The organism is Natranaerovirga pectinivora, from assembly GCF_004342165.1.
GTDB classification, from domain to species: Bacteria; Bacillota; Clostridia; order Lachnospirales; family DSM-24629; genus Natranaerovirga; species Natranaerovirga pectinivora.
In genome coordinates, this window is sequence record NZ_SMAL01000001.1 from 264977 (window position 1) to 285552 (window position 20576).

Below are 20576 nucleotides of genomic sequence, written 5' to 3' on the forward strand. Positions count from 1 at the left end.
CCTTTTTGTTGTAAAATTATGAGTGATTTTAGATGTCTAATCTCTAGAAAGCATTTTATTAATTTCTTTGTTTTCTACAATTTCATCAATAGAAGTAATGTCAAATTCTTTAAGAATCTTCATGACATTTAAATTATCGAATGGGGTTAAGATCAAAGAGTCCTCTCCAAATTCATTTACCATATCTCTAGCCTTTTCCATTTGAATATTTGTTCGAGGACCACCGACACATCCACCGGTACATCCCATGCCTTCAATAAAGTTACCCCCAATGTCTCTGTTATTGGTTAAATCATCAAGAACAGCTTTGCAACTTTTAACACCATCTGCCTTTTTAGATTTTAATTTAACAAGTCTTTCTGGTTCTAATCTATTTACAACAGATTTAACAGAAAAACTTACGCCACCTGTTCTAGCATAGATTCTTCCACCAAAAGAGGCTTGATCTTTATCGTCGCCAGGTAATTCTTTTAAATTAATATTTAAAGCTTTAAAGACTTCATCTAATTCTCTAAAATTAATAACATAATCAATAGCCCCTTTTAACTCAGGCTCTTGGATTTCTGATTTTTTCGCAATACAAGGTGCTATAAAAACCACTTTAGCATTGGGATACAATTTTTTTAAAAATCTTCCGGATGCAATCATTGGAGAAACAGAGGGAGACATATGATCATAAATATTTGGATAATTTTTTCTAGTTAAGTTAAACCATACAGGACAACAACAACTGGTTAAAAAGAAATCCTTTTCACTATTAACCAAGTGGGTAAACTCATAAGCCTCTTTAATGGTTAAAATATCAGCAAACAATGCCACTTCAATCAAATCTTTAAAGCCTAGAATCTTTAATGCTGTTCTTATTTGACCTAACGAAATATGATCACCAAATTGTCCAATAACAGCTGGAGCAACAGTTGCGTATACTGGTGTAGAATCATCTTTAAGTAAGTCAATAAGGGGCAAAAACTCTATTTTATCCGCCAGTGCACCAAAATCACAACTAGAAACACAATTACCACAGCTTAAACATTTGTCATTTACTATGACAGGTCCTTTGTTTTTATTATATAGATGGGCATCGTATTTGCATTTAGAATCATCATTTTCTTCACATTTACTATGGTCGCAATATTCACAAGGTCCTTCAATTTTAGCAACAATTGGTTTTGTAATTTCTTTTGAATTTCTAACTAAGTTTAATTCATCAGTAAAATTAATATCCCCTTTTGGATCTAATCCCATAGCAAGTCTAATGTGATCTTTTATAAATGAGGTATCCTTGTCTGTAAAATGAAATTTTTTCTTAATATCTTCTGTTAGCTCATTTAAGTCTTCAGCAGAATTTAATTTACCATTCCAGTATCGTAAAACAAGCTCGCCAAAAATGACCATTCTTTTTTCTTGAAAATTTTTATAATAATCTATTGTTATCACCTCTTACTTTCTTCTATACTAGGAAAACATTACTTTTCCTTCATATAAATATATCTTTTCCATAAATAAAGAAATTTAGAAGTTAATGAAAGAATTAATTTTAGAACTAATGAGGCTTATGCCTCTTACTTGAAAAGAGATATAAGCTTCGTTGAAAGGAAGATTTCCAAATCCTTGCAAGCAAGTTTGTAAATTATGCTTTCAAAAATGGTAAGTAATTCATCTTTTTATAACATAAATGTTGATTTATAAAATGATATCTAGTATATTAAATATTAGAAAACCAGATAGGGGGACAGGTATTAATGAAGGACTTAATTAATATAGCATTAGATGCTATGGGTGGTGATAATGCACCAGAAGCTATGGTACAAGGTGCTGTTGATGCATTGAACTATAGCGATGATATTAAACTGTTTCTAGTAGGTAAAGAACAAGAGATTGCCAAAGAATTAGAAAAATATACATATGACAAAAATAGACTTGAAATCGTTAATGCTGATGAAGTTATTGAAACGGATGAAGCGCCTGTTGTTGCAATAAGAAAGAAAAAAGAATCATCAATGGTTAAAGGATTACAACTGGTTAAGGATAAAAAAGTTGAAGCTTTTGTTTCTTCAGGAAATACAGGTGCCTTACTTGCTGGAGGGACTTTTATAGTGGGACGAATAAAAGGAATTGATAGACCAGCCCTTGCACCTTTAATACCAACAAAGAAAGGTGTATCATTATTAATAGACTGTGGTGCCAATGTTGATGCAAAACCTGCTTATTTGGTTCAATTTGCAAAAATGGGTTCTATCTATATGGAAAACATAATAGGTATAGAAAAACCAGTAGTTGGGCTAATTAATATTGGAGAAGAGGATTCTAAGGGAAATGAATTAACAAAAGAAACCTTTCCATTATTAAAAGAGGCACCAGTTAACTTTATGGGAAATATAGAAGCTAGAGAAATTCCTTCAGGAAAAGCAGATGTTCTTGTTTGTGATGCTTTTGTAGGAAATATACTTCTTAAATATACAGAAGGTCTAGGATTAACCTTTTTTGGTTTTGTGAAAGAAGCTATAATGAGTAATCTTCAAAGCAAGTTAGGTGGTATGCTTTTAAAAAAATCACTTAAAAAAATGGCCAAAAGATTTGATTATACAGAGTATGGTGGGGCACCATTATTGGGATTAGACGGGTTAGTTGTAAAAGCACATGGAAGTGCAAATGCAAAAGTTGTTAAAAATACAATTATCCAGTGTATTAAATTCTCCAATATGAAAATCAACGAAAAAATAAAAGAGAATATATAAAAAAAATAAAACAAATAAAATAATAAAGGGGTATGAAAATATGGAATTTGAAAAGTTACAAGTTATCATTAGTGAAGTACTAAACATTGACAAAGAGGAAGTGGCTCTTGATACCAAATTTGTTGATGATTTAGGTGCAGATTCTTTAGATGTATTTCAAATCATTATGGGTATTGAAGAAGAATTTGATATTGAGATCGCCAATGAAAATGCTGAAAATATTGTAACGGTAGCAGATGCTGTAGAGCAAATAAAAAATGCATTAAATGCTTAAAATAAGGGAGAAAATATTTCTCCCTTATCCTATGAAATAGGTTAAAATATAAAACAAAAAACGAAAGAAAAGGAGCATATATGGGACATAATAAATTAGATAAATTTGAAGAAAAAATAGGTTATACATTTATAAATAAATTCCTACTAAAGCAAGCATTGACGCATAGCTCTTATTCTAATGAAAAAAGAATGAGTAAGCTGGATAACAACGAAAGACTTGAGTTTTTAGGAGATGCAGTATTGGAATTAACCACAAGCCATTTTCTTTTTAAGAAATATAGCAAGTTAACGGAAGGCGAATTAACAAAATTAAGAGCCAGCATTGTTTGTGAACCAACTCTCTCTCAGTGCTCAAAAGATTTAGAATTAGGCAATTACCTTCTTCTTGGTAAGGGAGAAGAATTATCTGGTGGAAGAAATAGAAGTTCAGTACTTTCAGATGCCTTAGAGTCTATTATAGGTGCTATATATTTAGATGGTGGACTTATTAAAGCAGAAGAATTTGTTCGTAATTTTATACTTACGGATATAGACAATAAGAAATTGTTTTATGATAGTAAAACTGTATTACAAGAAATCATACAGCAATCAAGTCAAATTCCTGTAAAATATTATTTGATTGATGAAAATGGACCAGATCATAATAAGATTTTTGTTGTGGAAGTAAGATTTGAAAACAAAGTATTAGGGACAGGAAGAGGCAGAAGCAAAAAATTAGCAGAACAAGAAGCTGCCTATAATGCAATTAAAGAGTTGAAAAATAACCAGTAGAGATTTAGGGGATTTCATAATTATATTTAAGATGAAAGTAAAATTTAAAGCTAGGGGCTTAAAAGTTTTCTTTCAATGAAACTTGTGCCACAAACGGCCAAAACATATCTAATACTAGTCTTTCCAGATAAAATAGGAAAGTAATTATGAAATCTTCTCAATAATAAGTTACTGTAAAAAGTAGGTGCCAATATATGTATTTAAAGAACATTGAATTACAAGGATTTAAATCTTTTGCTAATAAAATTCAACTTAATTTTAATCCAGGCATAACAGGCATTGTTGGGCCTAATGGTAGTGGAAAAAGTAATGTTGCTGACGCAGTACGTTGGGTGTTAGGTGAACAGAGTGCAAAACAACTTAGAGGAGCAAAAATGGAAGATGTTATTTTTGCTGGAACTGAAAACAGAAAAAAATTAGGTTTTTGTCAAGTTTCTTTAACCATTGATAATACAGAAAAAAAACTACCAATTGACTATACAGAAGTTACGGTAGCAAGAAGGGTTTACCGTTCTGGAGAAAGTGAATACTCTATCAATGGTGGAAATTGTAGGTTAAAAGACGTTCATGAACTTTTCTTTGATACAGGTATAGGAAAAGAAGGCTATTCAATCATTGGACAAGGTCAAATAGATAAAATTTTAAGTAGTAAGCCAGAAGACAGACGTGATCTTTTTGATGAAGCTGCAGGAATCGTAAAATATAAAAAAAGAAAAGAATTAGCAGAAAAAAAACTACAAGAAGAAAAACAAAATCTTTTTCGGGTAAACGATATTTTATCAGAAATAGAAAATCAATTAGAACCGTTAGAAAACCAATCTAATGTTGCAAAAGAGTTTCTTTTATTAAAAGAGCAAATAAAAGTATTTGATATTAATATATTTATCTCTGAACTAGAAAGTTTAAAAAGACAACAAGTGGAAGTTAAGGAGTTAGAAGATAATGTAAAGAAGGAAATTGCAACCACTACTAATGAATTGGCTGGGACAAAAGAAAAACATGACACTTTAGAGCTAGACCTAGAAAATCTTAATATACGAATTGACAATGAAAAAGAAGCAATTACTAAAAATTACTTGCAAAAAGAAAAACTGGATAATCAAATTAATATTATTAAAGAACAAATAACATCAATAAAAAATACAAACTTACATATAAACGAAAGAATTGAAGCCATTGAAGAAAAAATTAAAAGTCAATCATTAGAAAAAGAAACATTAGAGGATAAACATAAGTTAATAGAAGAAAATGTAAAAAAAGAAAAAAGTGAATTAATCACACTAGAAGAAGAACTAAAAAGTATATCTGAAATTATTAATACTCATAATACAACTATTGAAAGTCTTAAATCTGATATTATTGAATTTTTGAATGAGATTTCCAGCACAAATAATAAAATACAGCGTTATACAACAATGGATGAGAATATATCTATTAGAAAGTCAGAGTTGAATCAAAAACATATAAAAATAAAAAGTGAAGAAGCAGAAATTAATGAAGAAAAGAATAATTTTTTAGAAGATCATAAAATTCTTGTTGAAAAAATAAATGAAATATCTGCTAAGAAAGAACAGTTAGAAAAAAGTTTAAGAATTAGTCAAAGTAAAAAAGAAGAATATGCAAATAAATGTACTCAAAAACAACAAAAACATAATCAACTCCATTCAAGATATGAAGCATTAAAGAATATTTCTGATCAATATGAAGGGTACAATTACAGCATTCGTAAAATTATGGAGCAAAAGGACAGAAATGAAGGTATAGTTGGTGTTGTTGCAGATATAATAAAGGTAGGAAAAGAATATGAAATCGCTATTGAGATTGCCTTAGGAGGAAGTATTCAGCACATAATTACTAAAGATGATAAAACAGCTAAAAATTTAGTTGAATTTCTTAAACAAAACAAATATGGTCGAGCTACTTTTTTACCTTTAACAACTGTTTCCAATAAGGGTAGTATTTATGATCAAAGGGTTTTTGAAGAGCAAGGTGTTATTAATCTAGCAAGCGGATTGATTAATTATGATAGCAAATACAAAGACTTAGTAGAATTTTTACTAGGAAGGGTTATAGTTGTTGATCATATTGATAACGGTATACGAATTGCTAAGAAATATAACCAAAGTCTTAGGATTGTAACATTAAGTGGAGAAGTCTTAAATCCAGGGGGCTCTATAACAGGAGGTAGTTATAAAAACAATAACAATTTTCTAGGAAGACAACGTGAACTAGAAACCTTAGATAAAAATATAAAAGAACTAGAACAACAAATAATAGCAGATGAAATACAAAGGGAAGAATACGCTCAGAAAGAAATAGCGTTAAAAGACGAATATGAATTTATAAAAACATCCATACAAGAGTATATTATTAAGCAAAACACTTCTCAAATGAGAATAAAACAAATAGAAGAAAAAACACTAGAAATACAAGAAGATAAGTCGGATATATTAAAAGAGATAAAAGAATTAGAAAATCAACATCTAGATATTGAAAAGAATATTACTATCCTTAATGAAGAGTTAATGCAGGTAAAAGAAAAACATAAGACTTCAGAAGAAAAAATCAACGAGATTAATCAAGGCATTGGTGAGACAAAAACATTATATGAGGCCAAAGTAGAAGAGATTACTAAATATAAAATTAAAATTTCTTCTTTAGAGCAAGAATTATCCTATACAGCTGAAAATCTTAAGAAACTAAACAAAGAGAATGCTTTGTTAGATCAAGAATATAAAACTTTACAAGAGTCATTAGGCAACAATTATAAAGACATCAGTGAAAAGGAAAAAGAAATTTTTGTATTACAAGAACAAATCAATATAGATCTGAATAAAGGTGTTCTAAAAGAAGAACAATTACAAGAATTTATTAAAGAAAAAGAAAGATTAACAAATCGTTTAAAAGAGTATTTTAAAGAAAGAGAATCAATTTCTGAAAGAATTAACCTATTGGATAAAGAATTATTTAGAATAAATAATAAAGAAGAAAAACTAGAAGAACAGTCCGATCAGCTAATAAATTATATGTGGAGCGAATATGAGATTACCTATAATGAAGCATTAGGTTATAAAAAAGATTTGGATATTACATTGCCTTCTATGAAAAAAGAGGTTCAAGGTTTAAAACAAAAAGTACGTTCTTTAGGAGATGTCAATGTAAATGCCATTGAAGATTATAAGAATTTAGTTGAAAGGCATACATTTCTTCAAACTCAAAGAGATGATCTATTAGAAGCTGAACAAAAATTGATGGAAATTGTTATAGAACTTGATGAAGCAATGAGAGCTCAATTCCATGAGAAATTTAAAGAAATCAATGAACAATTTAATAAAGTATTTGTGGAGTTGTTTGGTGGTGGAAAAGGCTTCTTAGAGCTTACTAGTGAAGAGGATATTTTAGAAGCAGGTATAAAAATCATTGCACAACCACCAGGAAAAAAATTGCAAAACATGATGTTGCTATCAGGTGGAGAAAGAGCTTTTACTGCTATTGCCCTTTTATTTGCTATACAAAGTCTAAAACCATCACCTTTTTGCGTATTAGATGAAATAGAAGCTGCTTTAGATGATGCCAATGTTAATAGATTTGCAGAGTATTTACATAAACTATCTAAAGACACTCAGTTTATTGTCATTACTCATAGAAAAGGTACAATGGAATCTGCGGATTCTCTTTATGGGATTACAATGCAAGAAAAAGGTATATCCACTCTTGTTTCAGTAAATCTAATAGAAAATGAAATCATTTAAAATACACATAAGAATAAGGAAAGGTGACAACTATGGAAGAAAAAAAGAAAAAAGGTTTTTTTGGCAAGTTGGTTTCAGGACTTACTAAAACTAGAAATAATATTGTTGAAAGCATTGATAATTTAGTAAGTTCTTTTACTAAAATAGATGACGAATTTTATGAGGAACTAGAAGAAACATTAATAATGGCTGATTTAGGTGTTAATACAACGCTAAAAATCATTGAAAATCTTAAAGAAAAAGTAAAAGAACAAAAAGTGAAAGATGCTAAAGATGTAAAAAAATTGTTAATGAACGAAATAAAAGAATTGCTTTCAGTAGAAGAAAGTGAATATGAATTTGAAAATAAAAAATCAGTATTGTTAATTATAGGTGTGAATGGTGTTGGAAAAACCACAACTATAGGAAAATTAGCGGCTCAATTTAAAGCAGAAAAGAAAAAAGTGATTTTAGCTGCAGCAGATACATTTAGAGCTGCGGCCATAGATCAATTAACAGAATGGGCCAATAGAGCCAATGTTGAAATAATCTCTCAACAAGAGAACTCAGATCCAGGTGCTGTTGTCTTTGATGCAGTAGCTGCTGCAAAAGCAAGAAAAGCAGATATCCTTATTTGTGATACAGCTGGACGACTTCACAATAAAAAGAATCTAATGGAAGAACTAAGAAAAATCAATAAAATTATTGAAAGAGAATATGCTGATGCTCATAAAGAAACGCTTTTGGTTTTAGACAGCACAACAGGACAAAATGCATTACAACAAGCAAAACAATTTAAAGAGATTGCCGACATAACAGGTATTGTTTTAACCAAATTAGATGGAACTGCAAAAGGTGGTATTGCTATAGCAATACAATCGGAGCTAAAAGTGCCAGTTAAATACATTGGTGTTGGAGAAGGCATAGATGATTTGCAAAAATTTGATCCAAAAGCTTTTGTTGACGCCCTCTTTGGGGAAGAAAAAGAAGAATAGGAACCAAGTGTCATTTATCAATAGATAAGTGGCACTTATATTAAAAATAGGGGGAGAATGAAGTGAAAGTAAAGATGATTTATTCATTAAGTTTTAGTGGACTAGAAAGGAAACTAAATGACTTTTTGGAACAAAACCAAAACAAAATTGAAGTGATAGATATTAAGTGGAAAACATTTATAGACCACTATGTTATGATTGTTTATAAAACAAAAGAGACCATTTAATAAAGATATAAGGGTTGGAATGAATTTTATAAAAACACTTGACAACAAGGATTAAATACTATAAAATACGACTGTAAAGTAAATTAGCTTTACAGGTGGTGTGAAAATGGAAAAGATCGTTGAACAAACACTATTATACGATTTTTATGGCGAGCTACTAACAGAAAAGCAAAAAAAGATATACGAATGTTACTTTTTAAATGATTTATCTCTAGGAGAGATATCAGAACAGGAAGGTATTAGTCGCCAAGGTGTTTATGATACAATTAAAAGAACTACCAAGTTACTAGAGAACTATGAAAACAAATTGAATCTAGTAAAGAAATTTGATAATAACAAAAAACGTGTAAGTGACATATATGAGTATACCAATAAAATACTTAATAGACTTGACGATAAGGATAAAATTATAGAAGAAACAAAAAAGATACAAGAAATAGCTGATAGTATTATAAATGATTTATAGATTTCTCTTAGGAGGTTTTATATATGGCTTTTGAAAGTTTGTCAGATAAACTCCAAAACATATTTAAAGGGTTAAAGAAAAAAGGAAAGCTCACAGAAAAAGATGTAAAAGATGCCTTAAGAGAAGTAAAAATGGCTCTTTTAGAAGCAGATGTTAACTTTAAAGTAGTTAAAACTTTTGTTAAAAGTGTACAAGAGAGAGCTACGGGACATGAAGTGTTAGAGAGCTTAACCCCAGGGCAACAAGTGATAAAGATTGTTAATGAAGAATTGATTAAGTTAATGGGAGATTCTAATAATGAACTTACCTATAACAAAGATGGCATAACAGTTTTTATGATGGTTGGGTTACAAGGGGCAGGTAAAACAACAACTTCTGCAAAAATTAGCGGTAATATCAAGAAAAAAGGCAAAAAACCTTTGCTAGTAGCTTGTGATATATATAGACCAGCAGCTATCAAACAATTACAAGTTGTAGGTGCCCAATTAGATGTTCCAGTATTTACAATGGGTGACAATCATAACCCAGTAAATATTGCAAAAGCAGGCATTGAATACGCAAAAAATAATGGCAATGATGTTGTAATTATTGATACAGCAGGTAGACTTCATATTGATGAAAATATGATGGGTGAATTAATTGAGATAAAAGAAAGTTTAAAACCACAAGAAACTCTATTGGTTGTTGATGCTATGACAGGTCAAGATGCAGTAACAGTTGCAGAGACTTTTAATGAAAAAATTGGCGTAGATGGTGTTATATTAACAAAATTAGATGGTGACACAAGAGGTGGGGCTGCTATCTCTGTAAGAAGTGTAACAGATAAGCCAATCAAATTTGTTGGTATGGGTGAAAAATTAACAGATTTAGAACCTTTCCATCCTGAAAGAATGGCATCACGTATATTAGGTATGGGTGACGTTCTTACACTAATAGAAAAAGCACAAGAATCTATTGATGAAAAACAAGCATTAGAAATGGAGCGTAAGCTTAGAAATGCAGAATTTACATTTGATGATTTTCTTGAGCAAATGCAACAAGTTAAAAAAATGGGTAATCTAAGCTCAATAATTGGTATGATTCCAGGAATGGGTCAGCAGTTAAAAGATGTTGAAATAGATGACAATGAAATTTACAAAGTAGAAGCGATCATTCTTTCTATGACCAAAGAAGAAAGAGCCAATCCTAATATTCTTAATCCTTCAAGGAAGAAAAGAATCGCATTGGGTTGTGGACGCTCAATACATGATGTCAACAAACTTGTAAAACAGTATGATCAATCTAAAAAGATGATGAAACAGTTTTCAGGTATGATGAAAGGTAAAGGTAAAAAAGGAATGTTCAAATTTCCTTTTCTATAAATAGTATTGCTTAGGCATACAAAAGATATATAGACTTACAAGGAGGTGAAACAAATGGCAGTTAAAATCAGATTAAAAAGAATGGGACAAAAGAAAGCTCCTTTCTATAGAATCGTAGTTGCAGACTCAAGATCACCAAGAGATGGTAAATTCATCGAAGAAATCGGATACTATGATCCAACTAAGGAACCAAAAGTATTAAAAGTAAACGATGAGCTTGCTAAAAAATGGTTAAACAACGGTGCTCAACCTTCAGATACTGTTAAAAAACTATTAAAAACAGCAGGTGTTGTTGAGTAATAGTGGAGGTGTTGATTTTGAAAGAACTTGTTGAAGTAATTGCAAAAGCATTAGTAGACAAACCAGATGAAGTTACCGTTAAAGAAATCGAAGGAGAGCGTTCAATCGTTATAGAATTGAAAGTTGATCCAGAAGATATGGGTAAAATCATTGGTAAACAAGGACGTATTGCAAAAGCAATTCGTACTGTAGTAAAATCAGCAGCAACGAAGGACAATAAAAAAGTCGTAGTAGAAATACTACAGTAAAAGGTTAGGTTATCCTAACCTTTTAAGACTTTTTAGAAATATAACATGGATAAAATCTAGAAGATACAAAAGGTGAGATGTACTATGATAGAATATTTTCAAATTGGTATTATTGCTAATACACACGGGATTAAAGGTGAAATTAAAGTTTTACCTACAACAGATGATCCTAAACGCTTTGAGCTTTTAGATAAGGTTTTTGTAGATACAGGAAAAATAACAAAAGAATTTGAAATAGAAACGGTTAGATACTCTAAACAGTTTGTGCTTCTTAAATTTAAGGGTGTTAATTCTATTAATGATATTGAATACTTAAAAAGTTCAACAATAAAAATTCCAAGAGATATGGCATTGCCATTAGAAGAAGATGAATACTATATTAGTGATCTCATTGGACTTGAAGTCATCACAGATGAAGGCAATAGTATTGGAAAAATAAAAGATGTTTTAATAACAGGAAGTAATGAAGTTTATATTGTTGAAAATGAAGACAGAAAACAAATCTTATTACCTGCAATTAAAGAATGCATTTTAAATGTAGATATTGCCAACAATACGATGAAGGTACACATAATGAAGGGTTTGATTGATTAGTGAATTATCATATTTTTACATTGTTCCCTGAAATGATTGAACAAGGACTTAATACAAGCATTATTGGAAGAGCAATAGAAAAGGGGATAATTGATTTAAACCTTATAAATATAAGAGAGTTTTCAACGAATAAACATAAAAAAGTGGACGACTATCCATACGGCGGCGGTGCTGGAATGGTTATGCAACCAGAGCCTATTTATAACGCCTATAAAAGCGTAATGGATACAAAAGTAGAAAAGAAAACAAGACTCATTTATTTAACCCCTCAAGGAAAAGTATTTAATCAAAAAATGGCTGAAGAATTTTCAAAAGAAGAGTCTTTAATGTTCTTGTGTGGCCACTATGAAGGGGTAGATGAAAGAGTTTTAGAAACTATTGTAACAGACTATGTTTCTATTGGTGATTATGTTTTAACTGGTGGAGAATTAGCTGTTATGGTACTTATAGATGCTATATCAAGATTAATACCTGGTGTTCTTAGCAATAATGATTCAGCGGATTATGAGTCTTTTCAAGATGGATTATTAGAATATCCACAGTATACAAGACCTTATGACTTTATGGGGAAAACAGTACCTGATGTTTTAATATCCGGTCACCATGCCAATATTACTAAGTGGAGAAAAGAACAATCATTATCTAGAACATTAGAAAGAAGACCAGATTTAATAAATAAAGCACATTTAACAGAAGAAGAAAAAAAATACTTAAAAAATATTGCAAATATAGATGATTTGTGATATAGTTGTTAATTGTGAAGTACGGATGGTCCTCTGTTATAAACGCAACTCTATATTAAGATTTGCGTAAGACACTTACATCTTGAAGCAAATATACGTTGTAAGTGATTATATATTATGAACATCTATGAAGGGAAGGAGGTACACAAATGATTAATGAAATTATTCGTAATATTGAAGCTGAACAATTGAAAAAAGAAGTTCCTTCTTTTAATATCGGTGATACTGTTCGTGTTTACGCTAAAGTAAAAGAAGGTACACGCGAAAGAATTCAGATGTTTGAAGGTGTTGTTTTAAAAAGACAAAATGGTAGTGCTCGTGAAACTTTTACAGTAAGAAGAATTTCTTACGGTGTAGGAGTTGAAAAAACTTGGCCACTTCATTCACCAAAAATCGATCGTATCGAAGTAATTAGACGTGGTAAAGTAAGAAGAGCTAAGCTTAATTACTTACGTAGCAGAATTGGTAAATCAGCTAAAGTTAAAGAATTAGTTAGATAATTAAAGGATATATTAGAGGGACTGAGTACTTAAAGTATCGGTCCCTTTTCCTAAATCTAATAAGTAGTATTTAATATGAAAGTGTAATCTGCAAACTTGCTTGCAAGGATTTGGAGATTACACTTTCATTGAAACCTTGTGCCTGTAGCGTAGTGAAAGGCATGTTGCAAGGTTAATATGAAAATATAATCTGCAAACTTGCTTGAAAGGATTTGGAGATTACACTTTCAACGAAGCTTGCGACTCTTACGAAGTAAGAGTCATAGGCTGAGTTAAGATGAAAATCTAATTTTACATTCATATTAAATACTAGTTACGAGATGAATAAATACTAGACATTATTAAAATACATGATAGAATAATAAAGAAAGACAAACTATTATAAAGGCAGGAGTAGATGCTTGTATGCTAAAGGGAATTGGCAGTTGGATTCTTGATATAATTATAATACTAATTGTAGTATATTTGATAACAACATTTGTTGGTCAACGTACAAGTGTTATCGGCGATTCTATGAAGCCAACACTTCAAAATGGTAATCAAGTCATTATTGATAAATTGAGTTACCGGTTTACTGAACCAAAAAGATTTGATGTTATAGTTTTCCCATATAAAATGAACCCAAATCAGTTGTATATTAAACGGGTCATTGGATTACCTGGTGAGACCATTCAATTGGTTAATGGTGAAATATATATTGATGGTGCTGTTTTAGAAGAGGATTATGGTTTAGAAGTTTTTTTGAATGCTGGAATAGGGACAGATCCAGTTGTTATAGCAGATGGTGAATACTTTGTTTTAGGTGATAATCGTAATAATAGCTCTGACAGTAGGTTCGTAGATGTAGGAAATGTGCCAAAAGGTGATATAGTTGGTAGAGCTTGGATTAAGATTTGGCCTTTAAAAGATTTTGGTCTATTAAAACATGATTAAATTTGGTTATTATATCTTGTTTTTTGTGGTACAATAGATATAGTATTGTTTAATATGAGAATATAAAACATACGATAAAATTATCGTATGTTTTTTTATTGGATGGTAATATTGTTGTAATATTGTGGTAGGCGTTTCTCCAAGAAATATATTATAACTTTGGCTGCCTTTTCTTTCAGCCGGTCGACGCCAAAGTTATAATATATCCCTTGGAGAAACTTGGTATCGGTATCATCTGTTTAAGCAAGTAACTAAGAAAAGATAGAGATAGATAAGAGGCTTGAAGCTTTTTAATATATATTAAAATTTTGATAAGAGGTGTTTTTTATGAATATACAGTGGTTTCCAGGTCATATGACCAAAGCTATAAGGATGATGCAAGAAAATATTAAACTAGTTGATGTTGTTATTGAATTGGTGGATTCAAGGGTGCCTTATAGCAGTAAGAATCCTAATATAGATGATTTGGCTAAGAATAAGAAGCGTGTTATTGTGTTGAATAAAATTGATTTGGCTGATCCAGTAATAAGTGATAAATGGGAGAATTGGTTTAAAGATAAAGGGTTTTATATTGTAAGGATTAATTCCATTGATGGTAAAGGTCTTCCAAGTCTATTGAATATTGTTAGAGAAGCTTGTAGAGAGAAAACTGAGCGTGATCGTAAAAGAGGTATTATTAATAGACCACTCCGTGCTATGGTTGTGGGAATCCCTAATGTTGGTAAGTCTACTTTTATTAATAAATTGGTTGGAAAAGCTAGTGCTAAGACGGGTAATAAGCCAGGTGTTACAAAAGGGAAGCAATGGATTAAGCTTAAAAATGATATTGAATTGTTAGATACACCTGGTATTTTATGGCCAAAGTTTGAAGATCAAAGAGTTGGAATGAATCTTGCTATGATTGGGTCAATAAAAGATGAGGTATTAGATAGAGCTGAAGTTGCTATGAGTATTTTAGGGTATTTAAAAGTTCATTATAATGAATTTTTAGTAAAGCGCTATGGCATTGAAATCAATAGTGAAATGGATAATCCTACTATTCTGAGCAAGATTGCAGAAAAAAGAAATTTAATTAAAACAGGTAATGAGCTTGATTTGGATCGGGCGGCTAATATCATTTTAGAAGAGTATAGAAATGGTAAGCTTGGCAGAATTACAATTGAAAAACCTGAAGATATTGAGGCAAATGAAGAAAAATAGGGGGAAGTTATAATGTCTAGTTATTCAATTTCCGATATAAAGAGTATATTGGAAAGGACTACATTTGAAGATATAAATCATGTTATTAATGATTTTAGGATAGATGAAAGAGTTGGGGTGAAAAAATTAATTGCCCAGTATGAAAAAAAACTTCAAAGCTATTATGATGAAATAAATAGAATTGAAGATATGAAAGTTTATGAAAGAAAGTATTATGAGCAATATAACTATATTTGTGGTATTGATGAAGTAGGTCGAGGACCTTTAGCAGGGCCTGTGGTATCAGGTGCAGTTGTTTTAAAAAAAGATGTCAATATACTTTATTTAAATGACTCAAAAAAGCTTTCAGAGAAGAAAAGAGAAGAATTGTATGATGAAATAATTGATAAAGCAGAGTGTTATTCTGTTGGGGTTGCTAGTGTTTCAACCATTGATGAGATTAATATTTTGCAAAGTACATATGAGTCTATGAGAAATGCTATTAGTGGGTTGGATGTTACGCCAGAAGTTTTATTGGTAGATGCAGTGACTATTCCTGGAGTTGAGATGCCTCAAGAAGGCATTGTTAAAGGGGATGCTAAGAGTGTTTCTATTGCGGCAGCGAGTATTATTGCTAAGGTAACTCGTGATAGGATGATGGAAGAGTATGATAAGATTTATCCTGAGTATGGGTTTAAGAGGAATAAGGGGTATGGAACAGAGGAGCATGTTAAGGCTTTGAAAGAGTTTGGGCCTTGTCCTATTCATCGGATTAGTTTTATTAGGAATTTGGTAGATTAAATAGTTTTTTTGTTCTTGGGGTGGGCCGTATGAGATCATCTATGGGATACAGTTTCTGTTAAATATTTCAAGAAATTCTAAGTGCCTTCCAAACCATATTCCTAAGCCTTAAGAACTCCCTTCGGTCAAACACTTAAGGCTTATTACGGAATATGTTTTTCCAGTTACTAAGTATTTCTTTTGAAATATTTAAAGGAAACTGATTCCCATAGAGGGATATCATACTCGGTACTTTTGAGTCCAACGATTCCTAATTTGCTCAGACGGGCTTATTTAATTGCTTTCACTTTGTTCAAGGATTAAATATCGCCCTGTCTAGGATATAGTAAGAATTAGGCTCGGCTACACAATATAGTAAGTATTATCCTTTTTTTGCGAGGTGATTTCTTTTATGCGTATTGGTATTGGTGTTGGTAAGCATGAACCGCCTGTTGAACATGGCAAGGTTCAGTTGAAAGTTGGAGATGTTCGTGGTTTTAATGTTGGAGATGTTTTTGAGGGTGAGATTAAAGATATTCGGCATAATTTAATGGTTATTAGGTTATTGGCGTCTAATCAGTTGGTTATGGCCAAGTTTAGTGAGCAAATTGAGGTTAATATTGGGGATTCTTTTTTGTTTCAAGTTAAGGATAAGATGGGGGATCAGTTGGTGATAAGGCCTTATGTTGAAGAGGATTTGTCTCCTAAGGATCAGAAGGTTATGCGTGCCATTGAGGAAGCTGAATTGCCTGTTAATGATAAGAATATTAATCTTGTTAAGTCCCTCATCGATGCAGGGCAACCTATTAATAAGAGTAGTTTACATAAATTTAAACAGTTGTCTATTATTCATAAAGATTTTCCTGTACAAGATATTATTTTTCTAGAGAAACATAATTTGCCTATTACTAAAGCTAATATGGAACAGTTTGGTCATTATAAGGGAGACGAGCACAGTATCGTCGATCAATTTGATGGCCTAATGGTAAGCATAGAGAATAAATTTGTTCATTTGGCTACTGAAGGTACGAGTCAGCAGTTAATGGATTTTCATTTGACGCTCCAAGAAGGATTAAATAATTTTCCTGAGTTTGAGTCTGGTTTTTCTAACAATTTATCCCAAGAACAGGCAGAAATAGTATATAATATATTAAAAGGTGTTACAGAGTTTAATATTGAAAAAGATTCTTTTTTGGGGAAATCATCTAAAGAGATTTTCGAGATAATAAATAAACTTCCAATGGAAAAACAAGAAGAGGTTATTCTTAAGGCTTTTAATGAGAGGGTTTATGAACCTTTGTTAAAGGATGTTATTTTAGACAAGTTATTTATTAAACCAGAAGAGGTTAAGAAGGATAATTTAGTAGGGTATTATAAAGGACTAGAAAGTTTATTAGAGTCTACTGTGGTAAATACTAGTAATGAACCCAATCATCAAACATTAGAAAGCCTTAAAGATAACTTGGATTTTATGAAAGATCTCAATCAAATTGTGAATTATATTCAAATTCCTTTAAAATTTAAGAATCAAAATGTACATAGCGATTTGTACGTTTATAAAAATCCTAATAAGTCTAAAAGAGATGGAAAAAACATTTCAATGTTATTAAGATTAGATTTAGCCTATTTAGGTAGATTAGATGTATTTATGGATAAAAAGGATAAAACCATTAACAGTCAGTTTTTTATTGAAAAAGAAAAGACAAAAACATTACTTAATGATAATATGATCCATCTTGTTACTGCACTTAGGGATAAGGGGTATATACTTAATCCTCAAATTGTTAATAAAAGCAGTGAGTTTTCTTTTCCTAAAGATTGTATTATGGAGGATGTTAAATCTACAAATCATCTACAGAGGTTTTCCTTTGACATAAGGGTGTGATATGATGAAGAAAATCAATAAAGTGGCAGCCATTAGATATGATATAGATGAAGAAGCCCCTAGAGTCCTTGCAAAAGGAAAGGGCATTATTGCAGATAAGTTACTTCAGAAGGCTAAGACGGAAGACATTCCTATATACAAAGATGAGAATTTAGCTAATGAATTAAGTAAACTGGATATAGGCACTTATATACCGCCTGAATTATACGAAGTGGTTGCTGAAGTCTTAACATTTCTTGATAATTTAGACCAAAAGTTTAAAAAGTAATTAGATTGGGGGATGGTCTAATGAAAAATAATAGAAAAATAGGCAAAGAATATGAAGATAAAGCAAGAAGGTTTTTAGAATCACTTAATTACAAGATCCTAGAAACTAATTTTAGGTGTAAGATTGGAGAGATAGATATTATTGGTCAAGACAATGATTATTTGGTATTTGTTGAAGTGAAGTATAGGAAAAATGATAAAAAAGGTGATCCATCTGAAGCAGTTAATTATTATAAGCAAAGAACTATTAACAAAGTAGCCAATTATTATTTAATGAAAAAAGGGTATGGTTACCATACAGCATCAAGATTCGATGTTGTTGTCATATTGGATGAAGATATAAGGGTGATAAAAAATGCGTTTTATAGCATGTAAAAAGGATTGGTTTTATGAATTCTAATAATCTTTTAGTAAAGAAAGAGAAGGATTTATTATATGTTACATTTCCTGCATTCGATAAAACAGGACTAGTAGCGCATTGCTTTACGACAAAACTAGGTGGGGTCAGTGAAGGGTATTTTTCAACCCTAAATTTAGGATTTAATAGAGGCGATGCTAATAATAATGTAGAACAAAATTATAAATTAGTTTGTGATGCTATTGATATTGATTATAATAAATTGGTTTTTTCTCACCAAGTTCATGAAGATAAAATTTATGTCGTTAGTTCCAGTGATGCTGGAAAAGGTGGTATACATGGAACAGATATTAAGAATATGGATGCATTAATTACTAATGCAATCAATATACCTTTAGTGACTTTGTATGCAGATTGTGTGCCTATCTTTTTGTTAGACCCTGTAAAAAAGGCTATTGGCATTGCCCATGCAGGATGGAGAGGAACAGTTAAACATATAGGAAAAAAAACCGTTCAAAAAATGATAGAAACATATCAATCCAATCCAAAAGATATATTAGCTGGTATAGCTCCTTCCATTGGGTTTTGTTGTTTTGAAGTTTCAGAAGATGTAGCAGAAGAATTTAAGAAAAAATTTACAAAGGAACAGTGTAAAGAAATCATTGAAGAAAAAAGCAATAACAAATACATGGTTGATTTATGGAAAGCAAATAAATTCACATTATTAGAAGCAGGTCTTGAAGAGGATAATATTACAGTTACAGATTTATGTACAAAATGTAATTCAGATATATTTTTTTCCCATAGAGCAACAGATGGCAAAAGAGGAAGTCTTGCAGCTATAATGGCATTACAAGATTAAAGGAGCATTATTATGTTAGAAAGGCAACATATAATAAAATCAGTAGAAAAAGATAGTATAGCAGAAGAAGTAGGTATAGAAGTAGGTGATATTTTAATTAGTATAAACGGTGAGGCGATTAAAGATGCATTAGATTATCACTATTATTTAACAGAAGAATACCTAGAAATTCTTATTAGAAAACAAGATGGTAGTGAATGGATTTTAGAAATTGAAAAAGATGAAGATGAGGCATTAGGAATAGAATTCCAGTCCTCATTGATGGATGAATATAAATCATGTACTAATAAATGTGTTTTTTGTTTTATAGATCAGTTACCCGAAGGTATGCGAGAAACACTTTATTTCAAAGATGATGATTCAAGATTGTCTTTTTTACAAGGTAATTATATTACTTTAACCAATATGAAAGATAAAGATATTGAGAGAATTATTAGGTATAGGTTATCTCCTATTAACTTATCTGTTCATGCGACAAATCCTGAATTAAGAAAAAGAATGTTGAATAACCGTTTTGCAGATAATTTAATGGGCTATATAGAAAAGTTTTATGAGGCTGGCATTATAATGAATGGCCAAATTGTATTGTGTAAGGGATTAAATGATGGAGATGAGTTAGATAGATCCATTAGTGAACTATCAAAGTTTATCCCATATATGCAAAGTGTTTCAGTAGTACCAGTAGGTTTAAGTAAGCACAGAGAAGGATTGTATGAGCTAGAACCTTTTACAAAAGAAGACGCAAAGAAAACCCTTGCTATTATTCATCATTGGCAGGAAAAATTATATAAAGAGCACAGCACCCATTTTATTCATGCAGGTGATGAATTTTACATTCTAGCAGAAGAGCCAATGCCAGAAGAAGAGAATTATGATGGATATCTACAATTAGAAAATGGAGTGGGTATGGTACGTTTGTTTTTAGATGAATTTGATGCCTACTATGATACTTTAGAAAAAAGTGAAAAATCAAAGGAAGTATCAATAGTAACGGGCTTATTGGCATATGATATACTTAACGAAATGATAAATAAACTAGCACTAAAATTCCCAAATATAAAAATAAATCTTTATCCTATAATAAATAAATTTTTTGGTGAGAGAATAACTGTATCAGGTTTGTTAACTGGACAAGACATAATCAATCAAATTTCTGGAAAATCATTAGGTGACTATTTATTATTGCCAAACAATTTGTTAAGAAGTGGAGAAGAAGTTTTATTGGACAATGTAACAGTGACTGACATTGAAAATGCTTTACAAGTTAAAGTAGCTGTTGTAAAATCAATTGGTAAAGATTTCATAGATAAAATAATAGAATAATAAAGAATATCTTTAAAATAGATATAACAAAGGAGTAAT

The 20576-nt window shown here is 30.8% G+C and carries 22 protein-coding genes; 21 read left to right on the top strand and 1 reads right to left on the bottom strand.

The genetic code is table 11. The annotated features are described in order from the left end of the window. Nucleotides 1–36 precede the first annotated feature (36 nt). Nucleotides 37–1437: a [Fe-Fe] hydrogenase large subunit C-terminal domain-containing protein gene (locus tag EDC18_RS01300; RefSeq protein WP_243115033.1), complete on the bottom strand. Its 1401-nt coding sequence runs from the start codon at nt 1435–1437 to the stop codon at nt 37–39. Nucleotides 1438–1742: 305 nt separating this feature from the next. Between EDC18_RS01300 and plsX the strand changes: the two genes are divergently transcribed. The 21 genes from plsX (at nt 1743) to EDC18_RS01400 (ending at nt 20537) form a co-directional block, all read left to right on the top strand. Beyond that, nucleotides 1743–2738, top strand: coding sequence for a phosphate acyltransferase PlsX (gene plsX, locus EDC18_RS01305; protein WP_132249474.1), 996 nt, complete (start codon nt 1743–1745; stop codon nt 2736–2738). Between the two features lie 40 nt (nt 2739–2778). Then, complete coding sequence (acpP, locus tag EDC18_RS01310) at nt 2779–3012, top strand: acyl carrier protein (RefSeq protein WP_132249476.1); 234 nt, start codon at nt 2779–2781, stop codon at nt 3010–3012. Nucleotides 3013–3092: 80 nt separating this feature from the next. Next, the gene (gene rnc / locus EDC18_RS01315; RefSeq protein WP_132249478.1) at nt 3093–3785 is read left to right on the top strand and encodes a ribonuclease III; all 693 of its coding nucleotides are present in this window, start codon (nt 3093–3095) and stop codon (nt 3783–3785) included. 194 nt (nt 3786–3979) lie between these two features. Then, a complete protein-coding gene (smc, locus tag EDC18_RS01320) occupies nt 3980–7537 on the top strand; it encodes a chromosome segregation protein SMC (protein ID WP_132249480.1) in 3558 nt (1185 codons plus the stop codon). Nucleotides 7538–7569: 32 nt separating this feature from the next. Next, nucleotides 7570–8511 carry a signal recognition particle-docking protein FtsY gene (ftsY, locus tag EDC18_RS01325; protein ID WP_132249482.1) on the top strand — a complete coding sequence of 314 codons (942 nt, stop codon included), beginning with the start codon at nt 7570–7572 and terminating at the stop codon, nt 8509–8511. Between the two features lie 62 nt (nt 8512–8573). Continuing rightward, complete coding sequence (locus tag EDC18_RS14435) at nt 8574–8738, top strand: hypothetical protein (RefSeq protein ID WP_165878416.1); 165 nt, start codon at nt 8574–8576, stop codon at nt 8736–8738. Between the two features lie 106 nt (nt 8739–8844). After that, entirely contained in the window at nt 8845–9204 is a 360-nt protein-coding gene (ylxM, locus tag EDC18_RS01330; RefSeq protein ID WP_132249484.1) for a YlxM family DNA-binding protein, read from the top strand. Between the two features lie 23 nt (nt 9205–9227). Continuing rightward, nucleotides 9228–10565 (top strand): signal recognition particle protein, encoded by a 1338-nt coding sequence (gene ffh / locus EDC18_RS01335; RefSeq protein WP_132249486.1) that lies wholly within the window; start codon nt 9228–9230, stop codon nt 10563–10565. 54 nt (nt 10566–10619) lie between these two features. Beyond that, entirely contained in the window at nt 10620–10865 is a 246-nt protein-coding gene (gene rpsP / locus EDC18_RS01340; RefSeq protein WP_132249488.1) for a 30S ribosomal protein S16, read from the top strand. Between the two features lie 17 nt (nt 10866–10882). After that, on the top strand, nt 10883–11113 hold the full coding sequence (locus EDC18_RS01345) for a KH domain-containing protein (protein ID WP_132249490.1): 231 nt from the start codon (nt 10883–10885) through the stop codon (nt 11111–11113). 84 nt (nt 11114–11197) lie between these two features. Continuing rightward, on the top strand, nt 11198–11707 hold the full coding sequence (rimM, locus tag EDC18_RS01350) for a ribosome maturation factor RimM (protein ID WP_132249492.1): 510 nt from the start codon (nt 11198–11200) through the stop codon (nt 11705–11707). Beyond that, complete coding sequence (gene trmD / locus EDC18_RS01355; RefSeq protein WP_132249494.1) at nt 11707–12450, top strand: tRNA (guanosine(37)-N1)-methyltransferase TrmD; 744 nt, start codon at nt 11707–11709, stop codon at nt 12448–12450. The genes rimM and trmD overlap by 1 nt, the downstream gene beginning before the upstream one ends. A gap of 152 nt (nt 12451–12602) precedes the next feature. Beyond that, a complete protein-coding gene (gene rplS / locus EDC18_RS01360; RefSeq protein WP_132249986.1) occupies nt 12603–12950 on the top strand; it encodes a 50S ribosomal protein L19 in 348 nt (115 codons plus the stop codon). 405 nt (nt 12951–13355) lie between these two features. Beyond that, complete coding sequence (gene lepB / locus EDC18_RS01365; protein ID WP_132249496.1) at nt 13356–13883, top strand: signal peptidase I; 528 nt, start codon at nt 13356–13358, stop codon at nt 13881–13883. 327 nt (nt 13884–14210) lie between these two features. After that, a complete protein-coding gene (gene ylqF, locus EDC18_RS01370; protein WP_132249498.1) occupies nt 14211–15083 on the top strand; it encodes a ribosome biogenesis GTPase YlqF in 873 nt (290 codons plus the stop codon). Nucleotides 15084–15095: 12 nt separating this feature from the next. Continuing rightward, a complete protein-coding gene (gene rnhB / locus EDC18_RS01375; RefSeq protein WP_132249500.1) occupies nt 15096–15863 on the top strand; it encodes a ribonuclease HII in 768 nt (255 codons plus the stop codon). A gap of 391 nt (nt 15864–16254) precedes the next feature. Beyond that, nucleotides 16255–17727 (top strand): flagellar hook-length control protein FliK, encoded by a 1473-nt coding sequence (gene fliK, locus EDC18_RS01380; RefSeq protein WP_132249502.1) that lies wholly within the window; start codon nt 16255–16257, stop codon nt 17725–17727. A gap of 4 nt (nt 17728–17731) precedes the next feature. Then, a complete protein-coding gene (locus EDC18_RS01385) occupies nt 17732–17995 on the top strand; it encodes an EscU/YscU/HrcU family type III secretion system export apparatus switch protein (RefSeq protein WP_243115034.1) in 264 nt (87 codons plus the stop codon). A gap of 20 nt (nt 17996–18015) precedes the next feature. Beyond that, nucleotides 18016–18369: a YraN family protein gene (locus EDC18_RS01390; protein WP_132249506.1), complete on the top strand. Its 354-nt coding sequence runs from the start codon at nt 18016–18018 to the stop codon at nt 18367–18369. Nucleotides 18370–18383: 14 nt separating this feature from the next. Continuing rightward, nucleotides 18384–19214: a peptidoglycan editing factor PgeF gene (gene pgeF, locus EDC18_RS01395; protein ID WP_132249508.1), complete on the top strand. Its 831-nt coding sequence runs from the start codon at nt 18384–18386 to the stop codon at nt 19212–19214. A gap of 12 nt (nt 19215–19226) precedes the next feature. Further along, nucleotides 19227–20537 (top strand): DUF512 domain-containing protein, encoded by a 1311-nt coding sequence (locus tag EDC18_RS01400; RefSeq protein WP_132249510.1) that lies wholly within the window; start codon nt 19227–19229, stop codon nt 20535–20537. Nucleotides 20538–20576: the final 39 nt, after the last annotated feature.